This window comes from Caulobacter sp. DWR3-1-2, assembly GCF_049896225.1.
GTDB lineage: Bacteria > Pseudomonadota > Alphaproteobacteria > Caulobacterales > Caulobacteraceae > Caulobacter.
The window spans coordinates 66,418-81,317 of record NZ_JAFCTW010000007.1 but is presented as its reverse complement, the minus strand read 5'-3'; the positions used below and the strand labels follow the sequence as shown (position 1 = coordinate 81,317).

Annotated in this window: 21 protein-coding genes; 9 read left to right on the top strand and 12 right to left on the bottom strand. The window is 66.9% G+C overall.

What is annotated here, in order from left to right:
* Positions 1-2: 2 nt before the first annotated feature.
* Positions 3-1,283, top strand: a complete 1,281-nt coding sequence (locus tag ACP696_RS12035; RefSeq protein WP_426014696.1) for an NAD(P)/FAD-dependent oxidoreductase — start codon at positions 3-5, stop codon at positions 1,281-1,283.
* 25 nt (positions 1,284-1,308) lie between these two features.
* Positions 1,309-1,572 (top strand): TetR family transcriptional regulator C-terminal domain-containing protein, encoded by a 264-nt coding sequence (locus ACP696_RS12030; protein WP_426031631.1) that lies wholly within the window; start codon positions 1,309-1,311, stop codon positions 1,570-1,572.
* Between the two features lie 60 nt (positions 1,573-1,632).
* On the opposite strand, the gene ACP696_RS12025 is transcribed toward ACP696_RS12030, so the two are convergent.
* Both ACP696_RS12025 and ACP696_RS12020 read right to left on the bottom strand, forming a co-directional pair.
* Positions 1,633-1,875 (bottom strand): hypothetical protein, encoded by a 243-nt coding sequence (locus ACP696_RS12025; protein WP_426014697.1) that lies wholly within the window; start codon positions 1,873-1,875, stop codon positions 1,633-1,635.
* A gap of 295 nt (positions 1,876-2,170) precedes the next feature.
* On the bottom strand, positions 2,171-2,521 hold the full coding sequence (locus tag ACP696_RS12020; RefSeq protein ID WP_426014699.1) for a UrcA family protein: 351 nt from the start codon (positions 2,519-2,521) through the stop codon (positions 2,171-2,173).
* A gap of 335 nt (positions 2,522-2,856) precedes the next feature.
* On the opposite strand from ACP696_RS12020, the gene ACP696_RS12015 reads away from it, so the two are divergent.
* Both ACP696_RS12015 and ACP696_RS12010 read left to right on the top strand, forming a co-directional pair.
* Complete coding sequence (locus ACP696_RS12015; RefSeq protein ID WP_426014700.1) at positions 2,857-3,666, top strand: M23 family metallopeptidase; 810 nt, start codon at positions 2,857-2,859, stop codon at positions 3,664-3,666.
* Between the two features lie 162 nt (positions 3,667-3,828).
* Positions 3,829-4,773: an alpha/beta fold hydrolase gene (locus tag ACP696_RS12010; RefSeq protein WP_426014702.1), complete on the top strand. Its 945-nt coding sequence runs from the start codon at positions 3,829-3,831 to the stop codon at positions 4,771-4,773.
* A 203-nt stretch (positions 4,774-4,976) separates the two neighbouring features.
* On the opposite strand, the gene rpsU is transcribed toward ACP696_RS12010, so the two are convergent.
* Positions 4,977-5,216 carry a 30S ribosomal protein S21 gene (rpsU, locus tag ACP696_RS12005; RefSeq protein WP_085953736.1) on the bottom strand — a complete coding sequence of 80 codons (240 nt, stop codon included), beginning with the start codon at positions 5,214-5,216 and terminating at the stop codon, positions 4,977-4,979.
* Between the two features lie 180 nt (positions 5,217-5,396).
* Here rpsU and ACP696_RS12000 point away from each other — a divergent pair, with 180 nt between their 5' ends.
* Entirely contained in the window at positions 5,397-6,041 is a 645-nt protein-coding gene (locus tag ACP696_RS12000) for a COQ9 family protein (RefSeq protein WP_426014704.1), read from the top strand.
* A 28-nt stretch (positions 6,042-6,069) separates the two neighbouring features.
* On the opposite strand, the gene ACP696_RS11995 is transcribed toward ACP696_RS12000, so the two are convergent.
* Genes ACP696_RS11995 through purE form a run of 3 tightly spaced genes read right to left on the bottom strand, consistent with a single transcriptional unit; the run spans position 6,070 to position 8,369 of the window.
* Entirely contained in the window at positions 6,070-6,780 is a 711-nt protein-coding gene (locus tag ACP696_RS11995; RefSeq protein ID WP_426014706.1) for an aspartate/glutamate racemase family protein, read from the bottom strand.
* 3 nt (positions 6,781-6,783) lie between these two features.
* Entirely contained in the window at positions 6,784-7,866 is a 1,083-nt protein-coding gene (locus tag ACP696_RS11990; protein WP_426014708.1) for a 5-(carboxyamino)imidazole ribonucleotide synthase, read from the bottom strand.
* Positions 7,866-8,369, bottom strand: coding sequence for a 5-(carboxyamino)imidazole ribonucleotide mutase (gene purE, locus ACP696_RS11985; RefSeq protein WP_426014709.1), 504 nt, complete (start codon positions 8,367-8,369; stop codon positions 7,866-7,868). The genes ACP696_RS11990 and purE overlap by 1 nt, the downstream gene beginning before the upstream one ends.
* A 229-nt stretch (positions 8,370-8,598) precedes the next feature.
* Between purE and ACP696_RS11980 the strand changes: the two genes are divergently transcribed.
* Positions 8,599-9,318, top strand: a complete 720-nt coding sequence (locus tag ACP696_RS11980) for a GGDEF domain-containing protein (RefSeq protein WP_426014710.1) — start codon at positions 8,599-8,601, stop codon at positions 9,316-9,318.
* A gap of 112 nt (positions 9,319-9,430) precedes the next feature.
* On the opposite strand, the gene ACP696_RS11975 is transcribed toward ACP696_RS11980, so the two are convergent.
* The 3 genes from ACP696_RS11975 to ACP696_RS11965 all read right to left on the bottom strand — a co-directional run bounded on the left by ACP696_RS11975 (position 9,431) and on the right by ACP696_RS11965 (position 10,815).
* The gene (locus ACP696_RS11975) at positions 9,431-9,652 is read right to left on the bottom strand and encodes a YdcH family protein (RefSeq protein ID WP_426014712.1); all 222 of its coding nucleotides are present in this window, start codon (positions 9,650-9,652) and stop codon (positions 9,431-9,433) included.
* Between the two features lie 67 nt (positions 9,653-9,719).
* Complete coding sequence (locus ACP696_RS11970; RefSeq protein WP_426014715.1) at positions 9,720-10,181, bottom strand: TIGR02444 family protein; 462 nt, start codon at positions 10,179-10,181, stop codon at positions 9,720-9,722.
* Positions 10,182-10,203: 22 nt separating this feature from the next.
* Entirely contained in the window at positions 10,204-10,815 is a 612-nt protein-coding gene (locus ACP696_RS11965; RefSeq protein ID WP_426014717.1) for a UbiX family flavin prenyltransferase, read from the bottom strand.
* Between the two features lie 129 nt (positions 10,816-10,944).
* Between ACP696_RS11965 and ACP696_RS11960 the strand changes: the two genes are divergently transcribed.
* Positions 10,945-11,118 carry a YdcH family protein gene (locus tag ACP696_RS11960; RefSeq protein WP_426014719.1) on the top strand — a complete coding sequence of 58 codons (174 nt, stop codon included), beginning with the start codon at positions 10,945-10,947 and terminating at the stop codon, positions 11,116-11,118.
* A gap of 133 nt (positions 11,119-11,251) precedes the next feature.
* On the opposite strand, the gene ACP696_RS11955 is transcribed toward ACP696_RS11960, so the two are convergent.
* Together ACP696_RS11955 and ACP696_RS11950 are read right to left on the bottom strand one after the other, a co-directional pair.
* Positions 11,252-11,971, bottom strand: a complete 720-nt coding sequence (locus ACP696_RS11955) for a DUF1013 domain-containing protein (RefSeq protein WP_426015285.1) — start codon at positions 11,969-11,971, stop codon at positions 11,252-11,254.
* 534 nt (positions 11,972-12,505) lie between these two features.
* The gene (locus tag ACP696_RS11950; RefSeq protein ID WP_426015286.1) at positions 12,506-13,480 is read right to left on the bottom strand and encodes an NAD(P)H-quinone oxidoreductase; all 975 of its coding nucleotides are present in this window, start codon (positions 13,478-13,480) and stop codon (positions 12,506-12,508) included.
* Between the two features lie 88 nt (positions 13,481-13,568).
* Here ACP696_RS11950 and ACP696_RS11945 point away from each other — a divergent pair, with 88 nt between their 5' ends.
* Positions 13,569-13,775, top strand: coding sequence for a DUF1192 domain-containing protein (locus ACP696_RS11945; protein WP_426015288.1), 207 nt, complete (start codon positions 13,569-13,571; stop codon positions 13,773-13,775).
* 173 nt (positions 13,776-13,948) lie between these two features.
* Positions 13,949-14,455, top strand: a complete 507-nt coding sequence (locus tag ACP696_RS11940; RefSeq protein ID WP_426015289.1) for a DUF1465 family protein — start codon at positions 13,949-13,951, stop codon at positions 14,453-14,455.
* A gap of 217 nt (positions 14,456-14,672) precedes the next feature.
* Here ACP696_RS11940 and rpmE read toward each other — a convergent pair whose 3' ends face one another.
* Positions 14,673-14,900, bottom strand: a complete 228-nt coding sequence (gene rpmE / locus ACP696_RS11935; RefSeq protein WP_426015291.1) for a 50S ribosomal protein L31 — start codon at positions 14,898-14,900, stop codon at positions 14,673-14,675.

The following is a 14,900-nucleotide window of genomic DNA, read 5'->3' as shown; positions in this document are numbered from 1 at the left end:
TCTTGAACACCGGCCACCCCGCGAGTTGGTACGCCGCCACGGCCAACCCCTTCCCGGCGTTGTCGGCGCTAGCGACCGACACTCGCACTGACGTCTGCGTGATCGGCGCGGGCTATACCGGCCTTGGCGCCACGTTGGAGTTGGCCACGCGGGGTGTGAGGGTCACCGTCCTGGAGGCCGCCCAGGTCGGCAGCGGCGGCAGCGGGCGGAATGGCGGCCAGGTCCATACGGGCCAGCGCAACGACCAGGCCTGGCTGGAGAAGACGGTTGGCCGCGACGACGCCCTGGGCCTATGGCGGATGAGCCAGGACGCCCGCGCCCACCTGCTGGCCCTGATCGCCACCCACCAGATCGCCTGTGACTTCACGCCGGGCATGATCCACGCCCGCCACCGCAAGGGCGGCGAGGCGCAGGACGCCGCCCACATCGCCTTCCTGCGCAAGCGCTATGGCTATGACCAACTGGCCTTGATCGACGCGCCGGACCTGGCGGCCGAACTGGGGACCGAGTTCTACCACGGGGGCTTCGTCGACCATGGCGGCGGCCACCTGCATCCGCTGAACCTGGCGTTGGGCCTGGCGCGGGCGGCGATGTCGGCCGGCGCGGTGATCCATGAGCAGACCCGCGCCACAGCCTGGCGGCGCGAAGGCGGGGCGATCGTGGTCGAGACCCCGACCGGCCGGGTCACTTGTGACCAACTGATCCTGACCGGCGACGGCTATCTGGACGGCTTGGCCGGCGGCGCGGCGATGGCGCGGGTCATGCCGATCAACAACTTCATCCTGGCCACCGAGCCGTTGGGCGCGCGGGCTGACACGATCATCCGGTCGAACGCCGCGGTCGCCGACAGCCGCTTCGTCGTCAGCTATTTCCGCAAGAGCCCCGACGGCCGGCTGATCTTCGGCGGCGGCGAAAACTACAGCCCCGGCTTCCCGTCCGATCTGAAAGCCTTCGTGCGGCGGCACATGTTGAAGGTCTATCCGGACCTGGCGGATGTGAAGGTGGACTATGCCTGGGGTGGGACCCTGGGCATCACCGTCCACCGCGCGCCTTACGTGCGCCAATTGGCGCCGGGGGTGAGGGTGGCCGCCGGCTATTCGGGGCAAGGGGTGATGCTGGCCCCTTGGTTCGGTAAGCTGCTGGCGGATGCGGCGCTGGGGGATCCGTCTGGCGTGGACCTGCTGGCGAAGCTGCCGACGCCGCCGTTTCCGGGCGGACGTCTGCTGCGGTGGCCCCTGACGGTGGCCGGGCTGAGCTGGTACGCGCTGCGGGACCGGATTTGAAGGTCCTCGAAGCGGCGCCGCCCAGCTGCTGGCGGGCGAGCCGGCCAACCTGCGGGTCACCTGGCTGGCCATCGCCCTGACCGCCCTCTTGGATGGCTTGTGGCTGGAACTGTGTCTCGACGAGACCGTCTTCAAGCCCGCCGAAGCCGGGGCCATCGCCGAACGGTTGGCGGCGGGGTGTCTAGAGCATTTTTCGAGCGAAGTGGTTCCGGTTCGCGTGAAGAAAAATGCGTCAAAACAAAAGATTAGAGCCCACGGCCTGACGCAGTCAGGTCGGGAAATGCTCTAGGGTCGTTAAATGGGGACGTGCGTATGCGCACGTCCCAGCCCCTCCACGGAGAGACGAATCTTAAGCTGCGGCCTGAGCCGTGTTGACGATGCTGCGGCCCCAGGTCGCGCGGCGGACTTCCGGCTCGGCGACGTGCACCTTGGCGGTCTTGCCCTGGGCGCGCATGTGCTTGGCCAGCAGCTCGGCGACGCCAACCGCTTCAGGCTGGCACGGATAGGAGCCGATCAGGTCGGGCGCGTCATTCCAGGTGACGTGCCAAACGCCGGAGACGGGTCGGACGAAGTAGTTGTTGTCGTCGGCCATGGGTAACTCCTGGGTCTGGCTCAATCATTAGACGTACTGTGTGCGTGTGACAGATGTATCAATGCTGCACAGCAATAACTTGTTGCATTGCACACTGCAGAAGCCGGGCCAAGAGCGCGCATGGTGAATTCTCTTGCACGATTGGGGCAGCTTGAGCGCCAGAAGCGTGGTGAGGCTTGGGTTTGGGCCTCTTTCCAAAACCCCGTGGGAGAGAGTTGCCCGGCCGTACTCCGCTGCAAACAAAAGCCCCGGACGTTCCCGTCCGGGGCTTTTGCTTCGGCGATCATCCGTCCGCTCAGCGGACGGCGACCGAGACAGGAACGGCGCGCGAGGCGACGGCGACGCTCTTGCGCTGGGTCTTGGAGAGTTGCGAGTCGGCTTGCTTGTGAACAGCGACCTTGCAGCCGGCGATCGTGAAGTTGCCGCTCGGGTTGGAGCGGGCCATGTCGCGACAGACCGTGTCGGCGGCGTCGTTCAGACGGGCGGCGAATTCTGCGGCGTGGGCCGGATTGGAGAGCTCCAGGCCGACCAGGGAGACTGTGGCGGTGGGCTGGGCGGCGTGGGCGGCTTGCAGCAGGCCCAAGGCGGGCACGGCGGCCAGCGACAGGGTGGCGACGGCGGTCAGGCTGGTGATGAACTTGCGCATTTGAGTGGTCCCTTTGGTTTGTATTCGTCCGGCGCGTCCCTGCGCCCCATGTCCAAAGGTATAGTTTCGACTTTTCATGAATACTCGTTACGTCTCATTCATGACATGTAATTAAACAAGTGTACTGGAAGTAATATTCTAAAATTCCTGTAATCTCAGGAGCGGCGCTGGCTGCTCGTCATGGTCATGCTTAACGCATGGTTAAGTCGCCGCCTTTTAGCCGCATGGCTGCGGCATATGGATCGCCTTCACCATCCCGAAAGGTCGGCCATGGGATGGAAACGCGCTTTGGCGCGGTCCCTCAGGTCGACCGAACCTCTGTGAGGATCCTGCTATTGTCGTCACGAGTCCTGGCCGCAACATCATCGCCCTATTCCCTGGCCGCGTTCGCGGCGGTCGGCGGCGCTATTGTCGTCTGGGGCATGGTCAACGCCGTCTCGGCCGTGGGCGCGATGAACAGCGGGCTGGACGCGCCCGCGGCGGTCCCCGTCGCCGCGCCGGTCGACAAGGTTGAGCCACCGCCTCCGCCGCCGCCAGCCTTCGTGTTCGACGCCCCTCTGCCGGGCCGGACCATCAATTCGCCCTTTGGCCTGCGCCAGATGCCTTGGGAGGAAAACGGCCGCCTGCACGAGGGCGTCGATATTGCCGCCCCGGCTGGCGCGGCGGTCCACGTCGCCACCGACGGCGTCGTCCTGCGCAGCGGCGTGTCGTCCACCTACGGCCGGTTCGTGGAAGTGGTCCACAAGGACGGCTTTCACAGCTTCTACGCCCATCTGGGACGCGACGCGGGGCTAAGGCGCGGGACCTTCGTCAAGCGCGGTGCGACCGTGGCCTATGTCGGCAACAGCGGCCGCTCCACCGGCTCGCACCTGCATTTCGAACTGCGCAACAAGGCAGGCGAGCCCCTGAACCCGGCTCTGTTCATGGGCAAGACTTTCGCCGAGAAGGGCGATTTGCCGCTGAAGGCCGCCGCCAGGGTGGGTCGCAAGGTGCGCCTGGCCCAGGTGTCCAAATGGCCTGAGGGCATGAAGGCCAAGATGGCCGCCCAGATGGCGGAGAAGGAAGGCGCTTCCGAAGTTGGCGGCCAGGTCATTCGCGTCAAGGGCGGCCGGGTGCGCACGCGGATCAACGTCGTCGACGGCTAGGGCATTTTTCGAGCGAAGTGGTTCCGGTTCGCGTGAAGAAAAATGCGCCAAAACAGAAGATTAGAGCTCACGGCCTGACGCAGTCAGGTTGGGAAATGCCCTAGGGTTCAATATTACAGCCGCGTCACTCGACCGACATCGAAGCTCGGCTAGACTGCCCACATGCTCAGACACGTGGGACGCGCCCTTGCCGGATTTGCTCTTCTTCTCGTCTCGTTCGTCGCCGTGGGCGGCGTGATGGCCATGGCGGGACAGCCCTCCCCACGCGGGGCCATGACCGACATTGGCGAGGGGCGAACGCTGCGTCTGGTCTGCGAAGGTCCCGCCAGCGATCGCCCCGTGGTCTGGCTCGAGGCCGGAGCCTTCGGCTTCGCCGCCGACTGGGGCGCGACCCAGGAAGCGCTTACCGCCGCCGGCTGGCGCTCGTGCGCCTATGACCGGGCCGGCATGGGGTTCTCAGCCCCAGGCCCGGAGCCGCGCGACGGCCTCGCCATCGTCTCCGACTTCGAGAAACTGGTCGCCGCCTCGGGCGAGAAGGGGCCGTTCATTCTGGCGGGCCACTCGATGGCTGGCCTGCGGCTGCGCCAATATGCCGGCCGCAATCCCAGCCAGGTGAAGGGGCTGGTGCTGGTCGACGCCGCCACCGCCGAAGCGTCGCAGTCCAAAGCCTTGGGGACCTTCATCAAGGCCTTCGCCGAGGCGTCGCGATGGGCGGCGCGCGGCGCCTCGATGGGTCTGTTCAAGCCGCTGGTCCATACCGGCATAGCCGACAAGATCGGCCTGCCACCCACCGCCAAGGCCGAGAAGCGCTGGGCCTTCGCCAATGGCCGGCATAACCGCACGGCCGCCCAGGAGGTGGTCCTCTGGCCCGAGGCGGCGGTCCAGGCGGCGGCCGTGGCGTCTTATGATCCTGAGTGGCCGGTGGCGGTGGTGACCGCCGGTCCCCTGAAGGGCCGCGAGTTCTGGAAAGCGCTGCAAGCCGCTCCGGCCCAGGCGTCGAAGCATGGCTATGTGGATCATGTGGAAGCCGCGACCCACACACGGCTGCTGGGCGAGACCTTCGCCGGGCACATTGTCAAGGCGGTGGAATTCGTGGGGGAACACTAAGTCCTCCCCCCGTGGGGCAGGTGTCGGCGCAGCCGACGGAGGGGGGAGTGGTCGGCAGACGGCCACAACCCGGAGCGACCTCCTAAGACTCCCCCCACCGATCGCTTTGCGATCGCCTCCCCCACAGAGGAAGGACCAAGCAAAGAAAAGCCCGCGTGGATCGCTCCACGCGGGCTTTTGCTTCGTCGCCGTGAGGGCGTAATCTACCGAGCGCCGACCGGCTTCTTCGGCATCGGGATCAAGCCTTCGCGCTGGGCGCGCTTGCGGGCCAGCTTGCGAGCGCGACGGACGGCTTCGGCCTTTTGACGGGCGCGCTTTTCCGACGGCTTCTCATAGTGCACGTGCCGCTTCATTTCGCGGAACGAGCCTTCGCGTTGCATCTTCTTCTTCAGGGCCTTGAGGGCCTGATCGACGTTGTTGTCGCGGACGAAAATCTGGACCAGGGGTCTCTCTCCATTCGACGGCCCGACCAATGTCCCGAGTCCCTCTCAGGGGCCGGGCGGGCGAACAAAACCTGATAAACCCGGAAGGGGGGCTTCCGGGAAACGAGGGGCGGCTGATAGCAGAGGGATGGGGCTCTGTCCATCGCGACGCGGCCTAAACTCCCGTATAGACTCGGATTCATGAGCGACACCGCGGACTGGTCCGATATCACCGAGCAACGCGTGCTGGACGAGGCCCTGCGCCTGGCCCCGCGCCTGGGCTGGAACGCTGGCATGGCCAAGGCCGCCGCCATGGCCGCCGGCCTCAATGCCGGCGAGGCGCAACTCCTTTTGCCGCAAGGCCCCAAGGACCTGGCCGCCCTGCTGTCGCGCCGCCACGACAAGGCCGCCCTGGCGTCGCTGAGCGCCCTGGACCCGGCGTCCCTGAAGATTCGCGACAAGATCCGCCGGGGCGTCGTGGCGCGACTGGACGCTGCGGTCGGCGACGCCGGGGCCTTGCGAAAACTGGCCGCCTTCCTGGCCTTTCCGACCAACATGCCCCTCGCCATGACCCTGGTCTGGGAGAGCGCCGACGTGCTGTGGCGCTGGGCGGGCGACACGGCGACCGACGAGAATCACTATTCCAAGCGCGCGATCCTGTCGGGGATCCTGGTCTCGACCCTGGCGGTCGACATGGCGTCGGGCCGCGAGTCGGCGCTGCAGCACCTGGACGCGAGAATCGACAACGTCATGGCCTTCGAGAAGTGGAAGGCCGGCGTCAAGCCGATGAACCTGATGGTCGAGGTGGCGGGGGCCCTGGCGCGGATGAGATACGGGCGGGGGTAGAAGTCCTCCCCCACAGGGGGAGGACCCTCTAGCTCGGTCCGCCCAGCGCCATCTCCACCGCCGCCTGCGCATGCAGCGCCGTCGTGTCGAACAACGGAACGCTGCTGTCGGCCTGCGAGACCAACAGCATGATCTCCGTGCAGCCCAGGATCACCGCCTGCGCTCCACGCTCCACCAACCGTGCGATCACCGCGCGATAGACTTCGCGGGAGGCGTCCAGCACCTGACCGGTCACCAGCTCGCGATAGATGATGTCGTGCACTGCGGCGCGGTCCTCGACCTCGGGGATCAGCACCTCCAAGCCGAACCTGTCGGCCAGCCGGCCGCGATAGAAGTCCTGCTCCATGGTGAAGGCCGTGCCCAGCAGGCCAACCCGCGTCAGGCCCGCCGCCTGGATCGCCTGGGCCGTTGGATCAGCGATATGCAGCAGCGGGATCTTGACCGCCGCGTCGATGGCCCAAGCGCAGCGGTGCATGGTGTTGGTGCATAGCACCAGGAAGTCGGCCCCGCCGCGCTCCAGCGCCTGGGCGGCCACCACCAGCTCGCCGGCCAGGGCGCCCCAGTCGCCGACGTGCTGCAGGGCCTCGATCTTCGCAAAGTCAAACGACCACATCAGGCTGCGGGCCGAGGCCACCCCGCCGACGCGATCGCGAACGCCCTCGTTGATCAGCCGATAGTACTGCGCCGAGCTTTCCCAGCTCATGCCGCCGATGAGGCCGATGAGCGCTTGCTCGACCATGACCTAGTCCCTCAAACCGCGCAGCCTGTTCACGTGGCCCATCTTCCGCCCAGGCCGGGCTTCGCCCTTGCCGTAGAGATGGACGCGGGTCTCGGGCTCGGCGGCCAGCTTGGCCCAGGCCTCGACCTCGGGGCCAAGCAGGTTGGTCATCTCGACATGGGCGCGGGCGGCCGTGGGGCCCAGCGGCCAGCCGGCGACGGCGCGGATGTGCTGCTCGAACTGGTCGACCTCACAGCCGTCCTGGGTCCAGTGGCCGGTATTGTGCACCCGGGGGGCGAACTCGTTGACCAGCAGCTTGCCGCCGGCCAGCTCGAACAACTCCACCCCGATCACGCCCACATAGTCCAGCGCGGTCAGGATCTTGATGACGATGGTCTCGGCCTGGTCGCGGGTGGCGTCGGTGACCTTGGCTGGGGCGCTGGTGCGGCGCAGGACGCCGCCTTCGTGGTGGTTGTCGGCGAGGGGATAACAGGCGATCTCGCCGTTGCGGCTGCGCGCGGCGATCACCGACAGCTCGCGCACGAAGTCTGCGGGAGCCTCGAGGATGGCCGGCTTGGCGCCGATCTTCTCGAAGCTGGCGGCGGCGTCGCTGGGGCGCTGGATCCAGGCCTGGCCCTTGCCGTCATAGCCCTCGCGGCGGGTCTTCAGCAGCGACGGGGCGCCGATGCGCGCCACGGCGGCGGTCAGGTCTTCGGCGGTCTCGACCGACGCGAAGGCCACGGTGGGAACGCCGATCTCGGCCAGGAAGCTCTTTTCGACCACCCGGTCCTGGGCGGCGGCCAACGCCTTGGCGCCGGGGGCGACCAGCACGCCCAGGGCGGTGAGTTCGGCGACGGTGTCGGCCGGGACGTTCTCGAACTCGTAGGTGACCACGTCGCAGGCCTCGGCCAGGCGTTTCAGCGCCCAGCGGTCGTCATAGGCGGCGACGATCTGGCGGGCGGCGACCCGGCCGGCGGGGCTGTTTTCCTCGGGATCGAGGATCACCACGTCGAAGCCCAGCCGCGCGGCGGCCAGTGCCAGCATGCGGCCCAGCTGCCCGCCGCCCAGGATGCCGAGGGTGGAGCCGGGGGGGAGGGGAGCCGTCATCAGTCTTCCACGCTTTCCACCACATCCTCGGTCTGCGCGTCGCGAAACGCTTGCAGGCGCTGGCTGAGCGCCGGGTCCGACAGCGCCAGGATCTGCGCCGCCAGCAGGCCGGCGTTCCTGGCCCCCGCCTCGCCGATCGCCAGGGTCGCCACCGGTACGCCGCCGGGCATCTGGACGATGGAGAGCAGGGAATCCAGACCGTTCAAGGCCTTCGACTGCACCGGCACGCCCAGCACCGGCAGGATCGTCATCGCTGCAACCATGCCCGGCAAATGAGCAGCGCCGCCGGCCCCGGCGATGATCACCTTGTATCCGGCGTCTTGCGCGCCCGTCGAGAACGCGACCAGGCGCTGGGGGGTGCGGTGGGCCGAAACCACCTTGGCCTCATAGGCCACGCCCAGGGCGTCGAGCGCGTCGGCCGCCTTCCTCATCGTCGGCCAGTCCGAGCGGCTGCCCATGACAATGACCACGGGGGGGGGGACGGGTGGCGTGGTCGTGGGCATCGGCGATGATTTCCCTGGGCGGGCGAAGGGGCGTCATGACCCCTGAATCGCGGGCCTTATAGCCGCTGGCGCCCCGCCTCCAAAGCGCCATCTCGTCGGAAAACCTCAGGTGGGCCGGGCCGATGTCTTGACTCCGCGACGCTGCGACACAGGGTGGTGACCATTGCCATGGTTAATGAACGAACGCAGAAATGCGTGAAGCTTTGCAACAAGTGATTCCCGCCACCCCATGAAGATCACGAGCGCCCGCACCGAATCCTTCTCGGCGATCCGCCGCCGAGCCCTGACCGAGGCCGCCGGCCCGGCCGTGGCCCGCGCCGTGGTGGCCGCCGACAAGGCCGGGTTCCTGGGCCTGGGCGAGGACGACCTGACGCCCCAGGTGCAGGCCGCGCTCAAGACCCTGATGGTCGAGATCGATGATCTGCGGGCCGAGGTCGGTCGCCTGAAGTTCAAGCTCAATGAGGCCCAGGGCCTGGCCGACATGGACGTGCTGGCCCCGGTGCTGAACCGGCGGGCCTTCCTGCGCGAGATCAAGCGGGTCGCCGCCTTCGCCCAGCGCTACGGCTCGCCCGCCAGCCTGGTGTTCTTCGACCTCGATGGCTTCAAGAGCGTCAATGACCGCTTCGGTCACGCGGCGGGCGACGAGGCCTTGAAAGCCGTCGCCGAACGCCTGCTGGCTAATGTCCGCGAGACCGACGTGGTCGGCAGGATCGGTGGCGACGAGTTCGCCGTCCTGCTGGTCCAGGCCGACCAGCAGACCGCCATGGCCAAGGCCGACACCCTGGCCGCCGCCGTCAGCGGCACGCCGGTGCAGTTTGGCGAATGGTCGGCGCCGTTGCACATCTCCTATGGCGTGCGCGAGATCGAGCCTGGCGCCGATCCCGAAGTCGCCCTGGCCGAGGCCGACGCCTCGATGTTCCTGAGGAAGCGGACGCGCAAAGAGGCCTGAAACTCGCTGTCATGGACGTGCGAGCGAAGGGGACACACACTCGTCCCACCGCTCAGGACATGATCGCACAAGCCGTAGGACGAGTGCGTGTCCCCTGCTGATCCACGGCGCTCTAAGCGATGATATCCGGCATCAGCTGATCTTCGAGCCGGACGATCTCGTCCTTCAGGGCCAGCTTGCGGCGCTTGAGGCGGGCGAGCTGCAGCATGTCGGGCAGGGGTCGGTCTTCCAGGGCGGTCACCGCGTCGGCGAGATCCTGGTGCTCTTCGCGCAGGATCGCCAGGCGTCGCTCGAGGGCGATGTCGCTGTCTTCGAAGGCTTCGTCGTCGTTCATGGACGCTCCTCAAAGCCGCGCGCCTGGGCGGTGATAGATACCAAAGCCTGACAGCGGGTAAAGGGCGTCATGAAGCTTCACCGTTCAAGGCGTCGGCCAGGGCGCGCAGGGCGCTCTCGCGCGGCGGGTCGCCGGAGGCGCCGGCGGCGTCCAGCAAGGTCGAAAACATGTCCAGCGCCTGGCCCGGTTCGCCGCTCAAGGCCTCCAGGCTTTCCATCAGCACCTTCTCGCCCGCCAGTTCCGTGTCCTTGACCCGGTTGCGGAAATCGTCGCGAGCGCAGCCGTCGATCCCGGGCCAAGCGGCCTTGATCGACCGCCGCACATCGCGCAGGGGGGCGCCGACCGCCTTGTCCCAGCGCTTGACCAACTGGAAGGCGACGGCGGTGTCGGCCGCCCGGCCCTCGCTGGCCCGCCAGGCCGCCCACAGCAGATAGGGCGCGTTCTGGCCGTGGCCGTCCTGCAAGGCCAGGCACGCGGCTGCGACAGACGGTCGCGCATAGACCTCCAGCGCCCACTGCCAAAGTCGCATCTTGGTTAACCCCCAGGCCTTTTCAGGCCTCTCCGGTGATCGTCGCCAGGTCTTCGCCCCAGCGCTTGACCGGCCGCCAGGACAGGCCGAACAGGTCGAGCGCCCGGCCCACCGACTGGTCGACCATTTCCGCGATCGTCGCCGGCTTGGTATAGAACGCGGGAAGCGGCGGGGCGATCACCGCCCCCATCTCGGCCAGCTTGGTCATGGTGCGCAGGTGACCCAGGTGCAGCGGCGTCTCGCGGACCATCAGCACCAGGGTGCGGCGCTCCTTCAGCGTGACGTCGGCCGCTCGGGTCAGAAGCGAAGCCGTTACGCCCGTTGCGATTTCGCTCATGGTGCGCACCGAGCAGGGGGCGACGATCATGCCCAGCGTCCGGTACGACCCCGACGCGATCGCGGCGCCGACGTCGCCTGCCCGATGCACAACATCCGCCTTCAGATTGATCTCCGCGACGCTGAGGCCGGTTTCTTGAGACAAGGTCAGGGCCGCCGACTTGGACAGAACCAGGTGACTCTCGACTCCCAGTTCGCGGCACGCATCGAGGGTGCGCAGGCCGTAGACGACGCCGGAAGCGCCTGAAATTCCAACGACTAAGCGCGGCTTGTCCGGGAGGGGGGCAGGGTCCGACATGGTGAATTTTCGTCCGTCATGGGAGCAAGCGGGGCCACGTCAAGCGGGGCTGAGTGCAATCATATGTGATCTGACAGCGCGGCGCAGCGGGTGTTGTCTTTGATCTCCAACAGCAAGGAGCCGACAGCCATGGCCATCGAATCCCGTATCCGCGAGCTTGGGTCCCGCCACGAGAACCTCGACCGCACGATCCAGGAGGAGACCAGTCGACCGGTCAGCGACACTTCCCGCCTCAAGGAGTTGAAGCGGCAGAAGCTCAGGCTCAAGGAGGAGATCGAAGGCCTCAGGGCCAGACTTCACTAGCCCCCTCTGCGTCATCGCCTGAAGCGCGGTGACCGATTGAGGAGGCCGAAAACAGAAAGGCCCGCCCCGCGTGAAACCGGGGCGGGCCTTTTGTCTGCGGTCGGGGCAGGCGCATGCGCCTGTCCCCAATTCATCAGTCCTCGTCGTCTTCGTCCTCGTCCGGCACATAGGTGGACTTGCCGAATACGTCCTCGGCCTTGGGCTCGATGCGGCCCTTGCGGATCGCGGCCTCTTCGGCGTCGTGGTCATCGGGCAAAGCGCTGGTCTCCGACGCGGGACGCAGGGTCGGATCCTCGGGCAGGATGCCCTTCTTCAAGTCGTCCTTGGCCTTCTTCTCGGCGGCCTTCTTGACCAAGGCGTCCAGTTCCAGCTGGCCCACCAGGCCCAGCGTCACCGGATCGACCGGCTTGATGTTGGCCGAATTCCAGTGCTGGCGGTTGCGCACCTGGTCGATGGTCGACTTGGTGGTGCCCAGCAGTTTGGAGATCTGCGCGTCGGTGACTTCCGGGTGATGGCGGACGAACCAGGCGATGGCGTCCGGACGGTCCTGACGGCGCGACACCGGGGTGTAGCGCGGGGCCTTCTTCTGCGGCTTCAGCAGCTCGGCGTGACGGCTGACTTGGGCCTTCATGCGGTACTGGTCGTTGGCCTGGGCCTTGTCCAGCTCTTCGCGGGTCAGCTGGCCATTGCCCATCGGGTCGGCGCCGCGGATGTCGCGGGCGACCTCGCCGTCGGCGATGCCGCTGACTTCCAACGGATGCAGACCACAGAAGTCGGCGATCTGCTCAAAGGTCAGCGACGTGTTTTCCACGAGCCAGACGGCGGTCGCCTTGGGCATCAGGATGTCGGCCATGAGGGGCTCCAGAAATGACGGCGCCCGACCTTGCGGCCGGGCGGGATGTTCTAGTGTGGACCTATAATGCGGTTCTTCTCGAAAGGGAACGGGGATCGCAATGTGCGTCTATCAGCCCAAGTTCGCGGGGGGCTGCCGGCCATAGCGCCGCCTTTCAAGTGCTATGCGGTCTCGGATTGGCATGCGGCGGTTACGTAGAATTTCCCGCGCCGTGACCATACCGCCCACAAGCAACCCGATGCTTGCTAGCACCGCCAGGTGTGGAACTGAGGTGTCGAGACCTGTGCCCTTCGAGTCAGACCCAAACAACATCATCCCAGCAATCACCACCGACCAACCTGATCACTGAAGCAGGGGATGGGGCTTCTTAGCCGAGATCAATCCTACACCAGCTAAAACAAGGGCACCCAGCGCCACGTGGTGCGGATTCTCAATCAAGTCGCGCAGGCTATTGAGGCTCATAACGCTTCCCCGCTTTGAACCTCTAGCGCACTCAACATTGTCTCAGAGCAATCGTAAACGCAGCATGGCTCCTCACGCCAGCAGCACCACCTTGCCGACATGCTCGCCCGCTTCCAGGTGGGCGTGGGCCCGGGCGGCGTCTTCCAACGGGAAGGTCGCGTCGATCACCGGCTTGACCTTGCCTGCCGCGATCCACGGCCAGACCACGCGCTCGACTTCGGCGGCCAGGCGGGCCTTCTCGTCGGCGGAGCGGGGGCGCAGGGTCGAGCCGGTCAGCACCGCGCGCTTCTGCATCAGGGTCATGACCGGAACCTCCAGGATCGGCCCGGCCAGGGCGGCGATATAGACGATGCGGCCGCCCAGCTTCAGGGCGTCGAGATTCTTGTCGAGATAGCTAGCCCCGACCATGTCGAGCACCACGTCAACCCCGCCGGCCGCCTTGGCGATCTGCGCGAAGTCCTCGGTCTTGGCGTCGACCGCGATGTCGGCGCCCAGGGCCAGGGCCTGGGCCTTCTTGTCGGCGCCGCGGCCGGTGGCGATCACCTTTGCACCGTGCGCCTTGGCCATGGCGATCGCCGTTGTCCCGATACCGGACGTCGCGCCGTGAACCAGCAAGGTCTCGCCAGGCTTCAACGTGCCATGTTCGAACACGTTGGCGAAGACGGTGAACACCGTCTCGGGCAGGGCGGCGGCATGGGCGAAGTCGAAACCGTCCGGAATCTGCAAGGCGTGGCGCGCGTCGACCACGGCATATTGGGCGTAGCCGCCCCCGCCCAGCAGGGCGCAGACCTTGTCGCCTTCCTTCCAGCGGCCCGATCCGATCACCACCTCGCCGGATACCTCCAGGCCCAGGATGGTCGACGCGCCGGGCGGCGGCGGGTAGTAGCCCAGGCGTTGCAACAGGTCGGGACGGTTGACGCCGGCGGCTCGCACCCGGATCAGGATCTGGCCGGGGCCGGGCTCGGGTCGCGCCACGGTCTCCGCGAACAGGGCGGCGGCGGGGCCCTTGCCGCCTTCGATGGCGATGGCGGTCATGGTGTCAGACATGGCGGAGAATCCCGTGAGGCTTGCGTCCCGCCCTTGGTAGGCGTCAGATGGCGGCTCGAAAAGGGGTCGAGCCAAGGGAGACCGATCCATGCTGGAAGAACCGGTCGAGCCGCGCGCTTTCCGCGGCGATGCGCTGAGCGCGACCACGCATGAAGATCTAGAGACGTACGGGGTCGCCGAACTGGAAGAGCGTATCGACGCACTGGAGGCGGAAATCGCCCGCACCCGGACGCAGCTCTCGAAGAAAAAAGCTGGGCGCGACGCGGCCAATGCGCTGTTTGGTCGCCTGGACTAACGAACGGTTTACCCTAAAGGCGGAGTCTTCAACCCGCCTGACTCGGACAATTCGACTTCATTCGGACTTGGGGGGGCGGTCGCGAAACGGCACGGTTGCGTCTGGCACGGGGGTTGCAGTCCTCCTGCCTTGGCGAGACGTCTCGCGGCCTTTCGAAGGGGCAATGAGTAGCTATGACCGAGTTGAACGCGTCCGCGGCCCCTTGGCGCGCCGGAGTCATCCAGGACTTCGCCCGCTCCGAACTGTTCGACCGCACGTTCGAGGAAGGCATGATTCTGGTCGAGGAAACCGCCGCCTATCTCGACGGCGCGGGCCGCCACGACAGCAAGATTCTGTCGCGTAACGCGGCCCTGGCCTATGCCAGCGAAAGCATGCGCCTGACGACCCGCCTGATGCAGGTGGCCTCGTGGCTGCTGGTGCAGCGCGCGGTCAAGGAAGGCGAGATGGCCGCCGAGGCCGCCTGCGCCGACAACTATCGCCTGGGTCTGGAGTCCGGGAACCCCGCCGCCATCGAGGACTTGCCCTTCGGCCTCGTCAACCTGCTGCAACGCTCCGAGCGCCTGTACGAGCGGGTGCGCCACCTGGACAAGCGGATGTATGTCGAGGCGGCCCTGGAAGAGGCTCCGCGCCCGGTGCAGGCGCATTTCGACCGGCTGACCGCGGCGTTCGGCGCGGCTTAAAGATGGATTAGAGGCTCTTCCCCCTCTGGGGCAGGAGGGCCGAAGGCCCGGAGGGGGCAAGTGTTCGCGGCACGGGCAGCCCGCACTTACCCCCCACCTGGCGGCTTCGCCGCCTGTCCGCCCCCATAGGGGGCGGAACTCCCCCAAAACCAAAAAGGCCGGCCCGCGAACGCGGTACCGGCCTTTCGTCGCCTTGCGGCGAGAAGCGTTGGGACGCCTACTTCTTGGCGGTGAAGCCGGCGAACTTGGCGTTGAATCGCGAGACGCGGCCGCCGCGGTCCATCATGTGGGCGTTGCCGCCGGTCCAGGCCGGGTGGACGCGCGGATCGATGTCCAGCGCCAGGGTCGCGCCTTCTTTCCCGTAGGTCGAACGGGTCTGATAGGACGTGCCGTCGGTCATGGTGACGGTGATGAAGTGGTAGTCGGGGTGAATGTCTTGTTTCAT